17 protein-coding genes and 1 pseudogene are annotated in these 17,220 nt (G+C 68.9%); 7 read left to right on the top strand and 11 right to left on the bottom strand.

The genetic code is table 11. The annotated features are described in order from the left end of the window. Nucleotides 1-110: 110 nt before the first annotated feature. Entirely contained in the window at nucleotides 111-596 is a 486-nt protein-coding gene (locus AB0L57_RS04570; RefSeq protein WP_364956992.1) for a MarR family transcriptional regulator, read from the top strand. On the opposite strand, the gene AB0L57_RS04575 is transcribed toward AB0L57_RS04570, so the two are convergent. Beyond that, on the bottom strand, nucleotides 538-2,379 hold the full coding sequence (locus tag AB0L57_RS04575; protein ID WP_364956995.1) for a chloride channel protein: 1,842 nt from the start codon (nucleotides 2,377-2,379) through the stop codon (nucleotides 538-540). The two genes, AB0L57_RS04570 and AB0L57_RS04575, sit on opposite strands and share 59 nt — an antisense overlap. Before the next feature lie 340 nt (nucleotides 2,380-2,719). On the opposite strand from AB0L57_RS04575, the gene AB0L57_RS04580 reads away from it, so the two are divergent. Beyond that, nucleotides 2,720-3,958: an SLC13 family permease gene (locus AB0L57_RS04580; protein ID WP_364956997.1), complete on the top strand. Its 1,239-nt coding sequence runs from the start codon at nucleotides 2,720-2,722 to the stop codon at nucleotides 3,956-3,958. On the opposite strand, the gene AB0L57_RS04585 is transcribed toward AB0L57_RS04580, so the two are convergent. Further along, nucleotides 3,948-4,517 carry a helix-turn-helix domain-containing protein gene (locus tag AB0L57_RS04585; RefSeq protein ID WP_364957000.1) on the bottom strand — a complete coding sequence of 190 codons (570 nt, stop codon included), beginning with the start codon at nucleotides 4,515-4,517 and terminating at the stop codon, nucleotides 3,948-3,950. The genes AB0L57_RS04580 and AB0L57_RS04585 overlap by 11 nt on opposite strands. A gap of 85 nt (nucleotides 4,518-4,602) precedes the next feature. Between AB0L57_RS04585 and AB0L57_RS04590 the strand changes: the two genes are divergently transcribed. Beyond that, entirely contained in the window at nucleotides 4,603-5,580 is a 978-nt protein-coding gene (locus tag AB0L57_RS04590) for a zinc-binding dehydrogenase (RefSeq protein ID WP_364957003.1), read from the top strand. 12 nt (nucleotides 5,581-5,592) lie between these two features. Here the strand turns inward: AB0L57_RS04590 and AB0L57_RS04595 are convergent, their stop codons facing one another. The 5 genes from AB0L57_RS04595 to AB0L57_RS04615 form a co-directional block, all read right to left on the bottom strand. Further along, nucleotides 5,593-6,153: a hypothetical protein gene (locus AB0L57_RS04595; protein WP_364957006.1), complete on the bottom strand. Its 561-nt coding sequence runs from the start codon at nucleotides 6,151-6,153 to the stop codon at nucleotides 5,593-5,595. A gap of 107 nt (nucleotides 6,154-6,260) precedes the next feature. Next, nucleotides 6,261-6,518 carry a YciI family protein gene (locus AB0L57_RS04600; protein WP_364957009.1) on the bottom strand — a complete coding sequence of 86 codons (258 nt, stop codon included), beginning with the start codon at nucleotides 6,516-6,518 and terminating at the stop codon, nucleotides 6,261-6,263. After that, nucleotides 6,518-7,018 (bottom strand): transcription antitermination factor NusB, encoded by a 501-nt coding sequence (gene nusB / locus AB0L57_RS04605; protein ID WP_364957011.1) that lies wholly within the window; start codon nucleotides 7,016-7,018, stop codon nucleotides 6,518-6,520. Before nusB ends, AB0L57_RS04600 begins: the two co-directional genes overlap by 1 nt. Nucleotides 7,019-7,126: 108 nt before the next feature. Then, on the bottom strand, nucleotides 7,127-7,690 hold the full coding sequence (gene efp / locus AB0L57_RS04610; RefSeq protein WP_364957014.1) for an elongation factor P: 564 nt from the start codon (nucleotides 7,688-7,690) through the stop codon (nucleotides 7,127-7,129). A gap of 77 nt (nucleotides 7,691-7,767) precedes the next feature. Beyond that, nucleotides 7,768-8,904, bottom strand: a complete 1,137-nt coding sequence (locus AB0L57_RS04615; protein WP_364957017.1) for an aminopeptidase P family protein — start codon at nucleotides 8,902-8,904, stop codon at nucleotides 7,768-7,770. 173 nt (nucleotides 8,905-9,077) lie between these two features. On the opposite strand from AB0L57_RS04615, the gene AB0L57_RS04620 reads away from it, so the two are divergent. The 4 genes and pseudogenes from AB0L57_RS04620 to aroB all read left to right on the top strand — a co-directional run bounded on the left by AB0L57_RS04620 (nucleotide 9,078) and on the right by aroB (nucleotide 13,343). Continuing rightward, entirely contained in the window at nucleotides 9,078-9,749 is a 672-nt protein-coding gene (locus AB0L57_RS04620; RefSeq protein ID WP_364957020.1) for an A24 family peptidase, read from the top strand. 44 nt (nucleotides 9,750-9,793) lie between these two features. Continuing rightward, a complete protein-coding gene (gene aroC / locus AB0L57_RS04625; protein WP_364957023.1) occupies nucleotides 9,794-11,014 on the top strand; it encodes a chorismate synthase in 1,221 nt (406 codons plus the stop codon). Nucleotides 11,015-11,070: 56 nt separating this feature from the next. Beyond that, a pseudogene (locus AB0L57_RS04630) lies at nucleotides 11,071-11,586 on the top strand (shikimate kinase); the annotation flags it as partial. Nucleotides 11,587-12,206: 620 nt separating this feature from the next. After that, nucleotides 12,207-13,343, top strand: coding sequence for a 3-dehydroquinate synthase (aroB, locus tag AB0L57_RS04635; protein WP_364957026.1), 1,137 nt, complete (start codon nucleotides 12,207-12,209; stop codon nucleotides 13,341-13,343). Between the two features lie 61 nt (nucleotides 13,344-13,404). Here aroB and AB0L57_RS04640 read toward each other — a convergent pair whose 3' ends face one another. The 4 genes from AB0L57_RS04640 to ruvX are packed head-to-tail and all read right to left on the bottom strand — an operon-like array spanning nucleotide 13,405 to nucleotide 17,135. Then, nucleotides 13,405-13,878, bottom strand: a complete 474-nt coding sequence (locus tag AB0L57_RS04640) for a B-4DMT family transporter (protein ID WP_364957029.1) — start codon at nucleotides 13,876-13,878, stop codon at nucleotides 13,405-13,407. Nucleotides 13,879-13,926: 48 nt separating this feature from the next. Continuing rightward, entirely contained in the window at nucleotides 13,927-14,772 is an 846-nt protein-coding gene (locus tag AB0L57_RS04645) for a shikimate dehydrogenase (RefSeq protein WP_364957032.1), read from the bottom strand. Next, nucleotides 14,762-16,624: an endolytic transglycosylase MltG gene (mltG, locus tag AB0L57_RS04650; RefSeq protein ID WP_364957035.1), complete on the bottom strand. Its 1,863-nt coding sequence runs from the start codon at nucleotides 16,622-16,624 to the stop codon at nucleotides 14,762-14,764. Before mltG ends, AB0L57_RS04645 begins: the two co-directional genes overlap by 11 nt. Beyond that, on the bottom strand, nucleotides 16,617-17,135 hold the full coding sequence (gene ruvX / locus AB0L57_RS04655; protein WP_364957038.1) for a Holliday junction resolvase RuvX: 519 nt from the start codon (nucleotides 17,133-17,135) through the stop codon (nucleotides 16,617-16,619). The genes mltG and ruvX overlap by 8 nt, the downstream gene beginning before the upstream one ends. Nucleotides 17,136-17,220: the final 85 nt, after the last annotated feature.

Genomic DNA, 17,220 nt, shown 5'->3' on the forward strand with positions numbered 1-17,220 from the left:
ACACGGAAGCAGGTGTCCGCACCGGCACTTCTCCGCTCGTCGTCGCGGGCGCGGGGCCCCGCGCACAATATGATTCGAAACGCAAGGGTGAACGGCGGGAGGAGTGGTTCGTGACGAAGGTCGAATCGGCGCAGGCACGCGACGTCGACCAGTTGACCGACGCGTTGCTGACGGCCTCTCGACTGTTGGTAGCCCTGTCGGCGCGGTCCATCGCGGCGGTCGACGAGACGATCACCTTTCCGCAGTTCCGTACCTTGGTGATCCTGTCGCGCGGGCCGTCGAATGTCGCAACCCTCGCGGGGCTGTTGAACGTCCAGCCCTCCACCGCCACCCGCATGGTGGATCGCCTGGTCGGAAGCGGTCTGCTGGACCGGCGAACCAACCCGCAGTCGCGCCGCGAGCAGATCGTCGCGTTGACCGATCGGGGGCGTCAGGTGGTCGATACCGCCACCGCTCACCGCCGCGACGAGATCGCCGCGGTCGCCGCGCGAATGCCGGTGGCCGATCGGGAGGGCCTCGTACGGGCGCTGACCGCGTTCACCGCGGCCGGTGGTGAACCGGCGCCGGGAGACGATATCGAGGGCTACCAGTTGTAGCCGCGCCACGCAGGGCCCCGAGGACCGCGCCGTGGGTGAGCCAGCCGATGACCGTCTCGCCGGAGTGGTCGACGACCGGGACACCGATACCCGGCTCGTCGGCCAACTGGTCGAGAGCGGTTGCGAGAGTGCTGGTTTCGGTCACGGTACGCGGTAGCACCGCCAGATCCGCCACGGTGACGGCGGCGGATTCGGTATCGGCGAGTGTTTCGGCCACGGCCGCGGCGGTGACACAACCTCGATATCGACCGTCGGCGCCGACGACCGGCACCACGTGGTGCGCCGACGCCCAGACGACACGACTGGCGTCGCCGACGGTCGTATCGGCCGCGATCGGGTGCGGGCACGGCCCCATCACGTCGGCGACCCGGGTGCGGTCGAGCCGACCGGCCGGACCGGCATGCGCGGCATCGAGATCCACCCCACGCTGGGTCAGCTTGAGGGTGTAGATGGTTTCCCGGGACAGCACACGAGACACTCCGGTGGCCACGACCACTGCCAGCATGAGCGGCAGGATGATCGAATACTCGCCGGTGAGTTCGAACAGGATGACGACCGCGGTGATCGCGGCCCGGGTCGCGCCGGCGAAAGCGGCGCCCATCCCGATGAGTCCGTACATCCCCGGCGCCGCGGTCGCCGCCGGAAACAGGTGGTGGGCGACGACACCGAATGCGGTGCCGCCCATCGCTCCGATGAACAACGACGGCGCGAACACCCCACCGGAGCCACCGATGCCGATGGTCAGACTCGTGGCGAGCATCTTGGCGGCCATCAGCACGACCAGCATCCACAGCACGTAGCGACCGCCGATGGCGTTCGACAGCACCGGATAGCCCACCCCGTACATCTGCGGCAGGACCAGCAGCACACCTCCCAGAAGCAGACCGCCGGCCGCGGGACGCAGCCACTCCGGCCCGCGCCAGGCCCAGTCACAGAGGTCCTCGACGCGGTACAGCACGTGGGTGAATACGACACCGATCGCTCCGACCACGACGCCGAGCAGGGCGAACGCACCGTACTCCCACCCCGAACGCAAGGTGAACACGGGCAGATCCAGGAATGGCTCGTTTCCCATGGCCGCGCGGCCGATCACCGTGGCGGTCACACTCGACAGCACCACCGCACCGAAGGACTCGGCGGCGAAATCGCGCAGGATCAACTCCATCGCGAAGAAGGGCCCGGCGACGGGAGCGTTGAACGTCGCCGCGATACCTCCGGCTGCCCCGCAGGCGACCAGTATTCGCAAGCGCCGCTCCGGAATTCGGGTCAGTCGCCCGACGCTGGATCCCCACGCGGAGCCGATCTGTACGATCGGCCCCTCCCGCCCGACCGATCCCCCGCCACCGATGCACAGCGCGGAGGCGAGCGCTTTGACGATCGTCACCTGCGGCGGAATCCGACCACCACGTTCGGCGACGGCATACATCACCTCCGGAACACCGTGGCCGCGCGCCTCGGGCGCGAACCGGTACACCAGCGGCCCGTAGACGAGACCCGCCACCACCGGCGCGAGCACCACGAACCACGGGCCCAGCGCCGGAAGGTGTGGATTCGGTAGGTGGCCGACGGCCGAGTAGTCGTCATGTCCGGACAACAGGTGCGTGAAACCGGTTATCAGCCAGCGAAAGACGATCGCGCCACCACCGGCACCGGCGCCGATCACCAGGGCCAGCACCACCAGACCGCCGCGACTGCCACCCAGCCATTCCCGCCACGGCGTGCTCGCCGGCAGTGGGAGCGACCACCGCCACGCGCCGCGCGCCTCCGAGGACCGCACACCCATCACAACCCCCCATGCCCGACGCTCAACTCATGCACAGTGCAACAATTGTAGAGGGCTTGAATCGGCAGACCGACACGCAGGGCACCCCCGCCGCCCACGATCTTCACCGCACGGAACTGATCATCGGTTGTGGACGCGCTCGTGTCGTGTCCGCGACCGGCTACCTGCATCCATAGCGACGGGCGGCAATTCGGCATCCACGATCCGGCCACCCTCACCCCGCAGATACCCGATCGACCGATGCGGTGTCCGGGTGAGCACCGCGCGACCCATGCCCCTTCCGGACGAGCGCGCGGGACTCGATCCCGGCCCGTCGCGGCCACGATGCGAAGATGACCGCATGCCCGAACCGGTGACCACCGTCGAAACCGAGGCGGAATCATCCGGTGGCACCTCATCGCGGCTGCTGGATCGCATTCGTCTCGCCCTGCTGCTCGTCGGCGTGCTGTGCGTGCTGTCGGGGCTGCTGCCACGCGCGGAGGCCGCAGCGAACATGCGCCGGATCGGGCCGCTGCTGTTGTTTCTGGGCAGTGTGATCGTCCTGGCGCAGCTGGCGCGGCGCGCTCAGGTCTTCGATGTCATCGCCCACCGGCTGGCCATCGCGGGGCGGGGACGATATCCGGCGCTGTTCGTCCTGTGTGTGGGATTCGCGGCCCTCACCACGACGGTTCTCAATCTCGACACCACCGCGGTCCTGCTCACGCCGGTCATGCTGGCACTGGCCGGGCCCGCGCGCATTCCTCCGTTGCCGTTGGCGATGACGACACTGTGGCTGGCCAATACCGCGAGCCTGCTGCTCCCGGTCTCCAATCTCACCAATCTGCTTGCCGCCGACCGGATCGGGCTGGACGCGACCGGATTCGCCGCGCGCATGTGGTTACCCCAGCTCATCGCGCTCGCCGCGACCATGGCGGCGCTGTGGCTGTGGTATTGGCGCCGGGGCCGGCGCGGTACCGACCGCTATGTCGCGCCCCCGCCGATCAGGTTCGAGGATCGACGGGGACGCACACTGTTTCTCACCACCGGCGGCGCCTGCGCGCTGTTGATCGTGGCGATCCCGTTCGTCGGCGACCGGATCGGGCTCGCGGCCACTGCCGCGGCGGTACTGGCCGTGGCGGGCTTCGTCATCCTCGATCGCGATGCCCTGCGCCTGTCACTGATCCCCTGGCAGCTGCTGATCTTCGTGGTCGGCCTGTTCCTGGTCATCCCGACCCTCGGCCGCTATGGGCTCTCCGATCTCATGCACACGCTGATCGGGACCGATCCAGGCGCGCTCGGCGCCTTCCGTGCGGCGGGAGCGGGTCTGGGGCTGTCGAACATCGTCAACAATCTGCCCGCCTACACCGCGGGTGAGGCGGTCATCCCGGCAGCGCACCGAACTCCGTTGCTGGCCTTGCTGATCGGCACGAACGCCGGAGCGATCATCACACCCTGGGCCTCGCTGGCCACCCTGCTGTGCCTGGAATTCTGCCGTTCGCATGCGGTGCGCGTGCCGCCGCTGCGATTCGTCTGCACCGGGTTCGCACTGGCGGTCGTCGCGACAGCGGGTGCGGTGGCCGGCCTGCTGATCACCGGCTGACCACCGACTCCATCAGCTGCCGGGCGGCGGCGCGCAGCCGATCTCCCTCCCCCGCGCGGACCGCGGCGACCGCGTAGTCCGTACCGAAGACGCCGAACAGAAGTCCACCGACCGCCTCCGCGTCGACATCCGGGCGGGCCTGCGCCAGCAGGGTCGTCATGTGCGCGGTCCATCCGTCATGGAATTCGGCGGTGCGTGGATGCGGGGCAACACTGCGGTACACCGCGGCCATCACCTCGGCGTTGTCGATGAACATCGTCGCCATCGCGTCGAAGAAGGCCAGCAGCCGCTCCGCCGCCTCGGCTCCGGGCCCCAGCGGCGGCGGGCCGTCGGTGATCGCGGTGAGCAGCGTTTCGGCGGGATCGGCGACCAGCGCATGCAGCAGCCCCGCGCGAGATCCGAAGCGGTGGAACACCGTTCCCTTCCCGACCCCGGCGGTCGCGGCAACCCGATCCATGGTGACCGCGTCGGCGCCACCCTCGGCGAGCAGTGTGCGTGTGGCCTCGAGGATCGCACGGCGGTTGCGTGCCGCATCGGCTCGTTCTCTGCGCTCGGCCACCCACTTCTCCGCTTCCGTTGACAAAATTGACCAGCGGTCCATATTCTCGGCATATCTGGACCATCGGTCAACTTATGGAGTTGATATGCAAGCAATCGTAATGACCGCAGTCGGCGGCCCCGAGGTACTCATCGCGCGCGAGGTGGACGAACCTCACCTCGAATCCGGCGAGATCGGAGTCCGCGTCGAGGCGGCGCCGGTGCTCTACCCCGAGACGAGGCTGCGAGCCGGCGCGTTCCCGATGCCGGTGCCCGTGCCCACGGTGTTCGGAATGCAGGCGGTGGGAATCGTCGACGCCGTCGCCGAAGATGTCGATCCGGACTGGATCGGCAGACGGGTCCTGGTGGCACGCAACGATTTCGGCACCTACGCCGACCGGGTGTGCGCACCGGCCGCGACCGCCGTCCCGGTACCGGACGGACTGACCGCCGAATCCGCCGCCGCGGTGGCGGCGAGCGGCTCGGTCGCATCGGCACTGCTGGACGCCGCCGGCCTCACCGGCGCCGACACCGTACTGATCGAAGCCGCGGCGACCGGTATCGGCGGTTACCTGACGCAGCTCGCGGCCCGATCCGGCGCGACCAGGATCATCGCCACCGCCGGTGGCCCCGGTAAGATCGAACGCGCGCGCGAACTGGGCGCCCATGCGGTCGTCGACCACCTGGATCCACACTGGCCGCAACGGCTCGCAGATCTGCTGGGCGACAGCACGATCGACGTGGTGTTCGACTCCATCGGCGGCGACACCGCCGCACTCCTGCTCGACCTCATGACACCACTGCGCGGCCGCATGCTCGGCTACGGCTGGCTGTCGGGCGCACCGGCGCAGATCACCACGACCGACCTCATCATGCGCGGACTCACCTTCGTCGGCTGTTCCGGGCCGCAGTGGCTGGCAGGCGTGGCGGACCGCCGGGCGGAAGTGCTGCGGCGGGCCGCCGAAGGCGAGCTCACCCCACTGATCGACAGCGTGCTACCGCTGACCGAGGCGCAGCGAGCCCATCGGCTCGTCGACGAGCGCCGAACCCGGGGCACCATCGTATTGCGCCCCGCGACAGCCTGATTCACGCTCGAATCAGGGCTTGACCGGCGCCAGGCAGAAGGTTGTCGGCGGATCCGACAGCGTGATGACGCTGTCGGATTCCTCGCCACACAGGTTCTCGTCGGACTGCCCGTCGACACGCTGCGCTACCCGGAAGCTGGCGTCGGCGGCCCCGCACTCGACGAACCTGTAGCCGCTGAGCGGCGACTCCGCATAGCACTTGCCCTCTGTGAAATTCGGCGACAAGCACAGGTAGGCGAGGGTACGCCCGTTCATCGTCTCTTCGTAGGAGGTGTAGTCGGCGGCGCATTCGACCTTCTGATCCTGCACCTGCACGACCTTGTACACGGCCTTGTCCGACGTGCAGGCCACCGGTTCGGTGTCGGAATCGACGGCCGATGCGGTGATGACGTTGATGCAGTCGCCGACCTTGGCCCGGGCGGTGTCCGATTTGTTGCGGTCCTTGGCCGCCGCAACGCCCTTGTCGACTCCCTTTTCGACTGCCGAGCAGCCGGTCGTCGCGAGCGTGGCCGCCGCGAGGATCGCAGGGACGAGACGTAGCACAGTACGTGCCGACGCCGAATTGAACCGCATTATTCTGTCCACCTTTACCAGTCAAGAGACCAGCACAGTGAACCCTACGTTCGCCGAAACCTCACAACCGAAATGACGGCAATGTCCGAAATCCGCCGAATGGGCGATCAGCCCGTGATCTCCCATTCGTAGATCGTCAGTTCGGACGCACCGGAAGTATGGATCGGATCGGTGAACACCAATTCCCGTGCGGCGTCGAGATTCTCGGCCAGCACCACATAGGCACCGCCGCTACCGTCGGGGAATCGCCCGGTGCAATCCAGCTGACCCGCATCGCGCACGGAGGCCAGCCACTGCCGATGCGGTTCGATCACATCGTCGGACCACACCGGCGTCCGCATCGCGAGCACGAGATATTTGATCATCACGCGCCGGTGTCCGGGCGCGTGGCCGCCGCGGCCGCGCGCACCTGGTCGGCCACGGTCACGATGCGTCCGAGCACACCGTTGACGAAGCCGGGCGAATCATCGGTGGACAGTTCCTTGGCCAGCTCCACCGCCTCGTCGACCGCCACGACCGGAGGCACATCGGTGGCGTGGAACAACTCCCACACGGCCACCCGCAGAATCGCTCGATCGACCGCGGGCAGCCGCGCCAGGGTCCAATCCTGCAGATAGGACTCGATGGTGTTGTCGACGCGGTCCAGATCGTCGGCCACCCCCTCGACGAGGGTGCGGGTGTAGGGATTCACCGGCGCCACCTGGTCGTCGCGACCGGCCAGCTCCAGCCGCTCCGCCACCAGGTCGGCCGGATCGATGTCGCGGGCCTCGGCCTCGAAGAGCAGATCCACGGCGCGGCGGCGAGCCTTGTGCCGGGCACCGAGTTTCTTGTGGGTGGACTTCTTGTCCACGGGCTGATCAGCCACGATCACCATTATCCCGTTCGCAGTGTCGACGGCGGCGCGAGCGATATCGGAAATTCGATACGCGCGCGCCGCCCATGGTTCCGGCCGCGGGCCGGTGAGTACGCCGGATCAGGCGTTGACCCGGCCCAGGTAACCGCCGTCGCGCGAGTCGATCTTCAGCTTGTCGCCGACGTTGATGAACAGCGGGACCTGCACCTCGGCACCGGTCTCCAGGGTGGCGGGCTTGGTGCCGGCGCTGGAGCGATCACCCTGCAGGCCGGGCTCGGTGTGAGTCACCTCGAGCTCGACGGTGACCGGCAGTTCGACGTACAGCGGCGCATCCTCGTGGGTCGCGACCTGCACGGTCATGTTCTCCAGCAGGAAGCCCGCGCCCTTGCCGACGGTCTGCTCGTCGATGCTGATCTGGTCGAAGGTCCGGCCGTCCATGAAGATGTAGTCCGACCCGTCGTGGTACAGGTAGGTCATATCGCGGCGGTCGACGGTCGCGGTCTCGACCTTCACGCCGGCGTTGAAAGTCTTGTCGACCACCTTGCCGGACAGCACATTCTTCAGTTTGGTCCGCACGAAAGCGGGACCTTTACCCGGCTTGACGTGCTGGAATTCGATGATCTGCTGAAGCTGACCGTCGATCTTCAGCACAAGGCCGTTCTTGAAGTCGCTGGTGTCCGCCACTGTCCTCGGATCTCCTCGTTAGTACTGTTGGACGTTCTGCGGCCGGCCGTGCGGGCCGGCCCGTTCGGGCAGCCGGGTCAATCGACCACGGTGAGGTCTTTGCCGGTGTGGGTGAGCAGTTCCGGCTCCCCCGCGCGAACCACGAGCGTGTCCTCGATGCGAACTCCACCGCGGCCGGGGAAATACACACCTGGCTCGACGGTCACCGCCACGCCATCGAGCAGTGTACCGGTCGCGGTTTTGGCCACCGGAGGCGCTTCGTGGATCTGCAACCCCACACCGTGCCCGAGCCCGTGGACGAACAGATCGCCGTATCCCGCGGCCTCGATCACTCCGCGCGAGGCCGCATCGACATCGGCGCACCGCACTCCCGGCGCCAGCGCCTCGCGCCCGGCGCGCTGCGCCTCGTACACGAGCTGGTAGATCTCGCGCTGCCAGTCGCTGGGCTCACCGAGGACCAGGGTGCGCGTCATGTCGGAGTGGTACCCGCCCACCACGGCACCGAAGTCGAGTTTGACGAAATCACCGGCAGCGAGCACCGCCGAGGTCGGGCGATGATGCGGCACAGCCGAATTCGCACCGGCGGCGACGATGGTCTCGAAGGCGATCCCGTCCGCGCCGTGCTCGAACATCAGCCATTCCAGTTCCCGGGCGACCTGACGCTCGCTACGACCCGGCCGCAACCCGCCCCGTTCCAGCAAAGCGGCCAGCGCGGCGTCCGCGGCGGCGCAGGCGGTGCGCAACCGGTCGACCTCGTAGGCGTCCTTCACCGTGCGCAGCTGCTCGACCAGTCCGGGAGTGGGGACGAACTGCAGGCCACCGCACTGTTCCTCGAATGCGCGGTGCTGATCGACGGTGACGACGTGGCTCTCGAAGCCCACCCGGCCGATCTGCCACTCCCCGGCCAGCTGCACCAGCCGCCGGGCACTGGCCCGGGCGATCTCGGCTCGGACATCGGGTACCTGTTCACCGACCTGCGTGATGTAGCGGCCATCGGTGCAGATGACGGTGCGGGGACCTTCGTCCTCCACCTGGCTGCCGTCCCAGGAGTGCACCAGCAGCGCGGCATTGGATCCGGTGAAGCCGGTCAGGTACCGAATATTCACCAGGTCGGTGACCAGCAGGGCATCTACCCCGTTCTCCACCAACAGGTCTCGCAACCCGGCCCGGCGCGCCGCGTGGTCGGGACGCAGGGCACCGTCATCAGCAGACATGGTTGTCACGCTACAACTGTCATATTGCGGGGTCGTCACGCCGTCACCGTCGCGCGCCCGGTCGTGGCCATGCCGGCCGGTGTTACCCGTCGCGTATTCACACCCGTTGCCGTTGTCCACATTCGGTGCTCACGGCCCTGTCCCGACCTTCGCGGACAACGACGATGGAGGCCATGAACGCCATCGCCTATGCCGCCCTGATCATCTGGGGCGCTGTACTGAGCGCGATCGACATCCGGACCCGGCGCCTGCCCGACGCGCTCACGCTGCCCGGCGCCGCGGTGCTCCTCACCGTCGCGGCGGTCACCGGGCACGGCATGCCCGCCTGTGGCGGCGCCCTGTTGCTCGCCGTGCCGTACCTGCTGGTCCACCTGATCGCCCCGGCCGCCTGCGGAGCCGGCGACGTCAAGCTCGCACTCGGTACCGGTGCCGCCGCGGTCTGCGGCGGCACGCAGTGCTGGGTGTGGGCGGCGCTCGGCGCGCCACTGCTCACGGCGCTGGCCGGTGCGGGACTCCTCGCCGCAGGCGGGTTCGCCCCGCGCTCCGGTGGCGATGTCCTGCCGGTGCCGCGCATCGGAGCACTTCCGGGACGAACGCGCGAGCCGCGCGGCCTGCCCGGGCGCGAGGTCCGCGGTCGGGTCGCGTCGGGACCTTCCGAACATGTGCCGCCACCCGCCGAACACCGTGCCCCGCGCCGACCGACGGACCGCCGAGTCCCGCACGGCGAGCGGTCCGATCGCCCGGATTCGACGTGTGCCCGCGGTGTGCTCGCCGCGCCGATCACGGTGCCGCACGGACCCGCGATGTGCCTGGCTACCGTTGCGGCACTGTGGCCCACGGTGTAGGCGCGTGGACACCGATGTCCGGGGAAACGTCGTGACGTGGAAAGATGGAGGTCGTGTTGCGCTGGATAACTGCCGGAGAGTCTCATGGTCCCGCCCTCGTCGCCATCCTCGAGGGGATGGTGGCCGGTGTCGAGGTGACCTCTGCCGATATTGCCGCGCAACTGGCGCGTCGCCGGCTGGGGTACGGCCGGGGCGCGCGGATGAAATTCGAGGCCGACAAGATCACCATCGTCGGCGGAATCCGGCACGGACGGACCATGGGCGGCCCGATCGCGATCGAGATCGCCAATTCCGAGTGGCCGAAGTGGACCGAGGTCATGGCCGCGGACCCGGTCGACGAGGACGAACTCGCGGAACTGGCCCGCAATGCCCCGCTGACCCGGCCCCGCCCCGGTCACGCCGACTACTCGGGCATGCTCAAGTACGGATTCGACGATGCCCGCAATGTGCTCGAACGCGCCAGCGCCCGGGAAACGGCGGCCCGGGTCGCCGCCGGCACCGTGGCCCGCCAATTCCTGCGCCAGGCACTCGGCGTCGATGTCGTCTCGCACGTCGTATCGATCGGTACCGCGGCGGCGCGGCCCGGATTCGTCCCCGGTGCAACCGATCTCGACGCGATCGACGCCAGTCCGGTGCGTGCCTTCGATCCGGAGGCCGAGACCGCGATGATCGCCGAGATCGAGGCCGCCAAGAAGGACGGCGACACCCTCGGCGGTGTGGTCGAGGTCGTCGTCACCGGACTGCCGGTCGGCCTCGGCTCGTTCGTCAGTGGTGAACAGCGCCTGGATTCGCGGCTCGCCGCCGCCCTCATGGGCATCCAGGCCATCAAGGGGGTCGAGGTCGGCGACGGTTTCGAAACGGCGCGCCGCCGTGGCAGCGCCGCGCACGACGAGATGCGGCCGGGCCCCGACGGCGTGCTGCGCTCCACCAACCGCGCCGGCGGTCTCGAGGGCGGGATGACCAATGGCGAGCCGCTGCGGGTCCGGGCGGCCATGAAGCCGATCTCGACCGTTCCCCGGGCACTGTCCACGATCGACATGACCAGCGGTGAGCCTGCCGTGGCCATCCATCAGCGTTCCGACGTGTGTGCCGTCCCCGCCGCGGGCGTCGTCGCCGAGGCCATGGTGGCCCTGGTCGTCGCCCAGGCGGTGCTGGAGAAGTTCGGCGGCGATTCGCTCCCCGAAACCATCGGCAATGTCACGAGCTACCTCGAGCGCGTCCACAGCCGGCCGCACGTTCCGGGTGCCGTGGCGTCGGAGGCATGAATGGCTGACCCCGCGCGCGGCATCGCCCGGGCCGGTCGCCCGGGCCAGCCGTCGTGATGGTTCGCGACGATCCGAGCCGCCCGAGCGTGATTCTGATCGGCCCGCCGGGGGCCGGTAAATCCACGATCGGGCGCAAGCTCGCCCGTGAACTGGGCGTCTCCCTGTACGACACCGATGCGGGGATCGAGGAGGACACCGGCCGCACCATTCCGGAGATCTTCGCGGCCGACGGTGAGCCGGAATTCCGGCGCATCGAGGAGCGGGTGGTACGGCACGCGATCATGTCCGAGGACGGGGTCGTGTCCCTGGGTGGTGGCGCGATCCTCTCCGAGGCGACCCGCGACCTGCTCCGGGGGCGCACGGTCGTCTATCTCGAGATCAGCGTCTCCGAGGGGCTGCGGCGCACCGGCGCCTCGACGAACCGGCCGCTGCTCGCCGGCGACGATCCCAGCGCGAAATATCGCGAACTCATGCGGATCCGCCGCCCCCTCTACCGCGAGGTGGCCGCGATCCGGGTTCGTACCGACGGTCGCAGCCCGGGCCGGGTGGTTCGCGCGATACTCGTCAAACTCGGCGTCGAACCCACGGAACCCACAACGCCGCAACCGAACCCGGCAGCTGCGGACAACACCGGCACCCGCCGCTCCCGCACCCGTGGCCGGCGCCGTCGTACCCGCCCGGCCGCCACCACCCCACCGTCCGGCCCGCCCGGCGACGATCGGGCCACCGAAGCGGCGGGCACGTCCGCGGAATCCGAACCGGTACAGCAGGATTGCGGCGCATCCGGTCCGGCACAACCGCGTCGGCGGGCGCGCCGATCCCGGCGCGGCGGACGCCGGCACTCCCGTAACCGGACGGAAGTTGCACCGGAGACCGCCGAGTCACCGTCCGCAGCCGCGCGAACCGACACCCCCGCGTCGAACCCCCCTGTACCGGAATCGAATTCGCGATCGGGCCGGATCCGCCGCACCGCCTCCCGGCCCGCCGGACCGCCCGCGCCGAACACCGACGCCGCGCCGCGCCCACAGCGGGCCGGGCCCGGTGCCGCGAAGGAATCCGCCGCCGCGGACCCGCCCGGCCCGGCCGCCGAGCGATCCGATCACGAATCCGCCCCCGGGGCCGGGCGATCCCGCCGGGCCCGCGCCCGCCGCGCACGCCTACGACGAGCACTAGAGGAATCGGAGCAGCACACATGAGTGAGCCCACCCGTATCGAGGTCCGCACCGCCGATCCGTACCCGGTCATCATCGGCCGCGGGCTGCTGGGCGAACTGGTCGAGCAGGTCGCCCGCCACCCCGGTGTCCGGACCGTGGCCATCTTCCATCAGCCGCCGCTGGCCGAGACCGCCGAGGCGGTACGCACGGCACTGGCCGAACAAGCGGTCGGCGCCGGGGGCGAGACGATCGACGCCCACCGCATCGAGATCCCCGACGCCGAGGCCGGTAAAGACCTGCCGGTGGCGGGCTTCTGCTGGGAAGTGCTCGGCCGCATCGGCTTGACCCGCCAGGACGTGGTGATCAGCATCGGTGGCGGTGCGGCCACCGACCTGACCGGCTTCGTGGCAGCCACCTGGATGCGCGGGGTCTCGGTGGTCCACGTGCCCACCACGCTGCTCGCGATGGTCGACGCGGCGGTCGGCGGGAAGACCGGAATCAACACCGAGGCCGGTAAGAACCTGGTCGGGTCCTTCCACGAGCCATCGGCGGTTCTCGTCGATCTGGTGACGCTGGAGACCGTCCCGGCCAACGAGATCGTCGCCGGGATGGCCGAGATCATCAAGGCCGGATTCATCGCCGATCCGGTCATCCTGGAGTTGGTGGAACGCGATCCGAAGGCCGCCCTCGATCCCACCGGCGAGGTCCTGCCCGAGCTGGTCCGGCGCGCGATCCAGGTCAAGGCCGATGTGGTGGCCGCCGATCTCAAGGAGGCCAGCCTCCGCGAGATCCTCAACTACGGTCATACGCTCGGCCATGCGATCGAACGCCGCGAACGCTACCGCTGGCGGCACGGCGCGGCCGTTTCGGTCGGGCTGGTGTTCGCGGCCGAACTGGGCCGGCTGGCCGGTCGCCTCGACGACGCCACCGCCGATCGGCACAGCGCGGTTCTCGCGAGTGTCGGGCTGCCGACGACCTACGATGCCGACGCATTGCCGCAACTGCTGGAGACCATGCAGACCGACAAGAAGACCCGCTCGGGCGTCGTCCGATTCGTCGTACTGGATGGTCTGGCCAAACCCGGCCGTCTGGAGGGTCCGGACCCGTCCCTGCTGGCCGCGGCGTATGCCACCATCGCGCGCGAGGACAGCGCCGGGGGCGGAATTCTGCTCTAGGACAGGAAAATCCGGGCCGCGGGACCAGTCCTGCGGCCCGGATGTCCGGGCGAGCGAAGAATCAGGCGGGAGAGGCCGCGGCCGGCGGAGCGGAGTTCTCACCCTTGCGTTGCTCCCGGCCCACCAGGAACCGGCCGATTCCCACACCGACCATCGCCGGAATGAAGATCATCAGCACGATGAACGCGGCACCGGCGGTGAGCTCGAAGAGCAGGCCGTTGTCACCGAGATCGAACTTCGGCAGGTAGTCGAGTATCCACGACACCAGACCGCTGCCCAGACCACCGACGACACCAGCCTTCAACCAGCGCATGGTGAGGTCTGCTCCCCCTCGCTCGGGATCCGGATTGGCCCGGCGATCACCACGACCGTCGAGCAGGCCCCAGGCCACGCCGGTGACGATCAGCACGACAAGGCAGACGATGCGCATCCACGAACCGTTGGTCGGCCAGTAGATCATCCCGAAGCCGAGCAGCGTTCGCAGTACCACGGTCAGCGCACCCAGGACTATGGCACGCAACACCCACGAATTCATGTCGATCACCTTAGCCTGTGTTGTGACGTCATCTAATTGGAACCGGTTCTAGAAGTCTCGCAGATCCAGCGCGGCCGCCATCGCGGCCCGCGGCGCGGGGCGGCCGGTGAACTGTTCGACCTGGCCATAGGCCTGATTGAGCAGCATCTGCAGACCACTGACCACCGTATTGCCCGCCCGCCGCACGGCAGCGGCCAACGGTGTGGGCCACGGGTCGTAGATCGCGTCCAGAACCACCGGCGCCGCGGCGACCTCCTCGGCCACGACCGCCGCGGCCGTGGCCGGGATCGTACTGACCACCGCGTCCGCCTTCGCACACACCGCCCCCACCCGCTCCGCCGCGAAATCGGTGAATTCCGTTGCCATCCCGAGCTGCCGGGCCAGCGCCAGCGTGGACGCGGCACGTTCCGCGGCACGGGCGACCACGGTGACCTCGCGGGCGCCCAGATCCGCCAGCGCCAGCAGGGCCGGCCGCGCGGTACCACCGGCACCGAGGACGACCGCGCGATCGGCCGATTCGACACCGGCGCCCTGCAGCGCCCCGCGCACACCGTCCACATCCGTGCAGTCGGCGCGCCAGCCTTTGTCCGTGCGGACCAGGGTGTTCGCCGATCCGGCCAGGACGGCCCGCTCGGTGCGCTCGGTGGCGTGGTTCAGGGCCGCGACCTTACCGGGCATCGTCACCGACAATCCGACCCATTCCGGACCGAGCCCGTCGACGAGCCCCGGCAGTTGCTCACCGGTGCACTCGATACGTTCGTAGGTCCAGTCCAGGCCCAGGGCCCGGTACGCGGCCAGGTGCAGCTGCGGTGATCGGGAATGGATGATCGGACTACCGAGCACCGCGGCCTTGCGCGGCGCTCCCCGATCCCGCGTCACGTGATCATCGGCCACTGTCGAGAATTCCGCTCTGCTGGGCGCGTTCGATATTGCGCAGATGTTCGCTGTAGCTCTCGGTGAACAGGGTGGTCCCCTGTTTGTCCACGGTCACGAAGTACAGCCATGGCCCGGGTTCCGGACTCTCGACCGCCCGCAGCGCATCGAGTGACGGTGAGGAGATCGGCGTGGCGGGCAGACCCGACATGGCGTAGGTGTTCCACGGAGTCTCCCGGGCGCGGTCACTGTCGGTGGTCGCGACCTCGGTGCGGTCGAGGGTGTAGTTGACCGTCGAATCCAGCTGGAGCGGCTGCCCCTTCGCCAGCCGGTTCACCACCACCCGCGCGACCTTGGGCATGTCCTTGGGCAGCGCCTCCCGTTCGACCAGTGAGGCCGCGATCAGCATGTGGTACGGGTCGAGTCCGTTGGTCCCGCCCGCCTGCAGCAATCCGGTCGTCTCGTAACTCGCGGCGCTCTCGCCGACCAGCTGAGCGAGGATCTGCTCCGGCGTGCCGGACGGATCGAAATTCCAGGCACCGGCCGAGATCAGGCCCTCGAGCTGCCGGGTGTGGTCCGGCACGTTGCGCACCTCGTCGATCGCCCACGCCGGCACACCCAACGCGGCGAGATCGGTCTTGGCCCCCGCCGCGTCGAGCTGTTCGTAGGTGGTGCACTTGCGCTCGGCGCCCGTGCCGACACAGCTGGCATCGGCGATCTTGCGATAGATCCCGTCATTGCGGGCTCCGGTGTTGACGTCGGTCGAATCGTGCAGGCGCTTGCCCTCGGAGACGACCACATTGCCCACCCGGGAGGTCTTGGTGAGCAGGGCCTCCACCGCATCGGCGCCCTTGCTGTGTGAGGGCACCGCATAGAAGCCGGGCTGAACCGAGGTGATACCCGAATTGCGCACGGCTGCTTCATAGAAGGCGCCGGTACTCTTCACGACGCCCTCGGTGACCATCGTCTGGGCGATCTGCTGAGCGGTGTCACCGCTGTGTACCTGAACGATCGCCAAGGGACCGGCCGGACCGTCGAAGTCCTCGGGCCCGCCCATCGACCGGATGAACTTGTATCCCGCGTATCCACCGGCCACCAGGAACAGGACCACGAACACACAGGACAGCACGACCACATTGCGCCGACGCCGCTGCCGTTCGACGGCCTTGCGGGACGCGGCCCGGGAGGAGCGGCGACCACGACCGGAGGAACCCGAGCGGCCGGGACGCCCCGCGGCCCGGGACTGTCCGCTCGACTTCTTCGTCGATTTCTTGGATGTGCCGTCGCGTCGCTGCGCCGCACGCGGCGATCCGCTCTCGGCGCGGGAGCCGCGGCGCACCGGCGGATCGTCGGCGGGCTCGTCCAAGACGATCGGAACCAATTCGCGTTCGGACTCGAACCCCGACTCGTCGTCGGACCTCCGATAGCGGTGCTCCGTCGACGGCAGATACTCGGGCTCGCCGTACTCGTCGGCGTAGCCGGGTTCGTCGTAGGACGGATCACCGTAACCGGGCTCGGCGTAATCGGGATCCGTGAACTGCGGATCGTCGTATTCCGCGTAGTCCGCGGCGTCGTACTGCGGTTCGCCGTAATCGGGCTCGGCGGCGGCATGCCGGCCGCCGCGCGGCGCGGGGCGCCCCGGCACGCCGTGACCGGGCGCGAACTCGTGCGCACCGCCGTAACCACCATCGGGGGGAGGCGCGACAGGCTCAGCCTCGTCGACGTAGCGCGGAATCACCGCGGTGTCGTCGTCCTCGTAATCGTCCCATTCATCGGTGGTGCTGCGATGCGCACCGCCGCGCCGGTAGCGCCGCTGCTGTTCGTCGGCGCGTTGCCTGGATCGCTCTCCGGCCCGGGCCCAGCGGTCATTCATCCGACCACTCGTCCTCGCCTGCACCGGCCGAGTTCAACACTGCACTCCGTTCGTCCAACCACCCTTGCAGGATCGACACAGCGGCCGCCTGGTCGATCACCTGCCGACGGCCGCGCGAGCGAACTCCGCTGTCCCGCAATGCACGTGCAGCTGACACCGTAGTCAAACGTTCGTCGGAAAGTCGTATCGGCACACCGGGAATCAGCCTTCGCAAACGTTTGGCGAATCTCGCAGCCATGGCAGCCGATGCACCATTTTCCCCGCGCAGTGTGCGCGGCAGGCCGACGACAACCTCGACCGCCTCATACTCCCGCACAATCTCGGCAACTCGGGCCGTGTCGGCGTCGGCACCGCGTTTCCCGCTCTTGGCGGTGGCCACCGTCTCGACCGGAGTCGCCAGAATCCCGTCCGGATCGCTGGCGGCCACCCCGATGCGGACGGTGCCCACATCGATCCCGATGCGGCGGCCGCGGCCGGGGTCGGTCGCCGCATCGGGGCGATCGGCCGACACCTGGTCCGGCCGGCCACCCGCGCTCTCGCGCCCCGGTTCCGGGATCGCGCCCGATCGAGACTTCTCCGGGTCCGCGCTATCCGAA

It is taken from the genome of Nocardia sp. NPDC052254 (assembly GCF_040679495.1).
GTDB lineage: Bacteria > Actinomycetota > Actinomycetes > Mycobacteriales > Mycobacteriaceae > Nocardia.

Coding starts and splice junctions, on each gene's coding strand:
- AB0L57_RS04590 (WP_364957003.1), top strand. CDS start 4,603: ATGCAAGCAATCGTAATGACCGCAGTCGGCGGCCCCGAGGTACTCATC.
- mltG (WP_364957035.1), bottom strand. CDS start 16,624: ATGAATGACCGCTGGGCCCGGGCCGGAGAGCGATCCAGGCAACGCGCC.
- AB0L57_RS04575 (WP_364956995.1), bottom strand. CDS start 2,379: ATGGGTGTGCGGTCCTCGGAGGCGCGCGGCGCGTGGCGGTGGTCGCTC.
- AB0L57_RS04600 (WP_364957009.1), bottom strand. CDS start 6,518: ATGATCAAATATCTCGTGCTCGCGATGCGGACGCCGGTGTGGTCCGAC.
- aroC (WP_364957023.1), top strand. CDS start 9,794: ATGGAGGTCGTGTTGCGCTGGATAACTGCCGGAGAGTCTCATGGTCCC.
- AB0L57_RS04620 (WP_364957020.1), top strand. CDS start 9,078: ATGAACGCCATCGCCTATGCCGCCCTGATCATCTGGGGCGCTGTACTG.
- AB0L57_RS04580 (WP_364956997.1), top strand. CDS start 2,720: ATGCCCGAACCGGTGACCACCGTCGAAACCGAGGCGGAATCATCCGGT.
- AB0L57_RS04595 (WP_364957006.1), bottom strand. CDS start 6,153: ATGCGGTTCAATTCGGCGTCGGCACGTACTGTGCTACGTCTCGTCCCT.
- AB0L57_RS04615 (WP_364957017.1), bottom strand. CDS start 8,904: ATGTCTGCTGATGACGGTGCCCTGCGTCCCGACCACGCGGCGCGCCGG.
- aroB (WP_364957026.1), top strand. CDS start 12,207: ATGAGTGAGCCCACCCGTATCGAGGTCCGCACCGCCGATCCGTACCCG.
- AB0L57_RS04640 (WP_364957029.1), bottom strand. CDS start 13,878: ATGAATTCGTGGGTGTTGCGTGCCATAGTCCTGGGTGCGCTGACCGTG.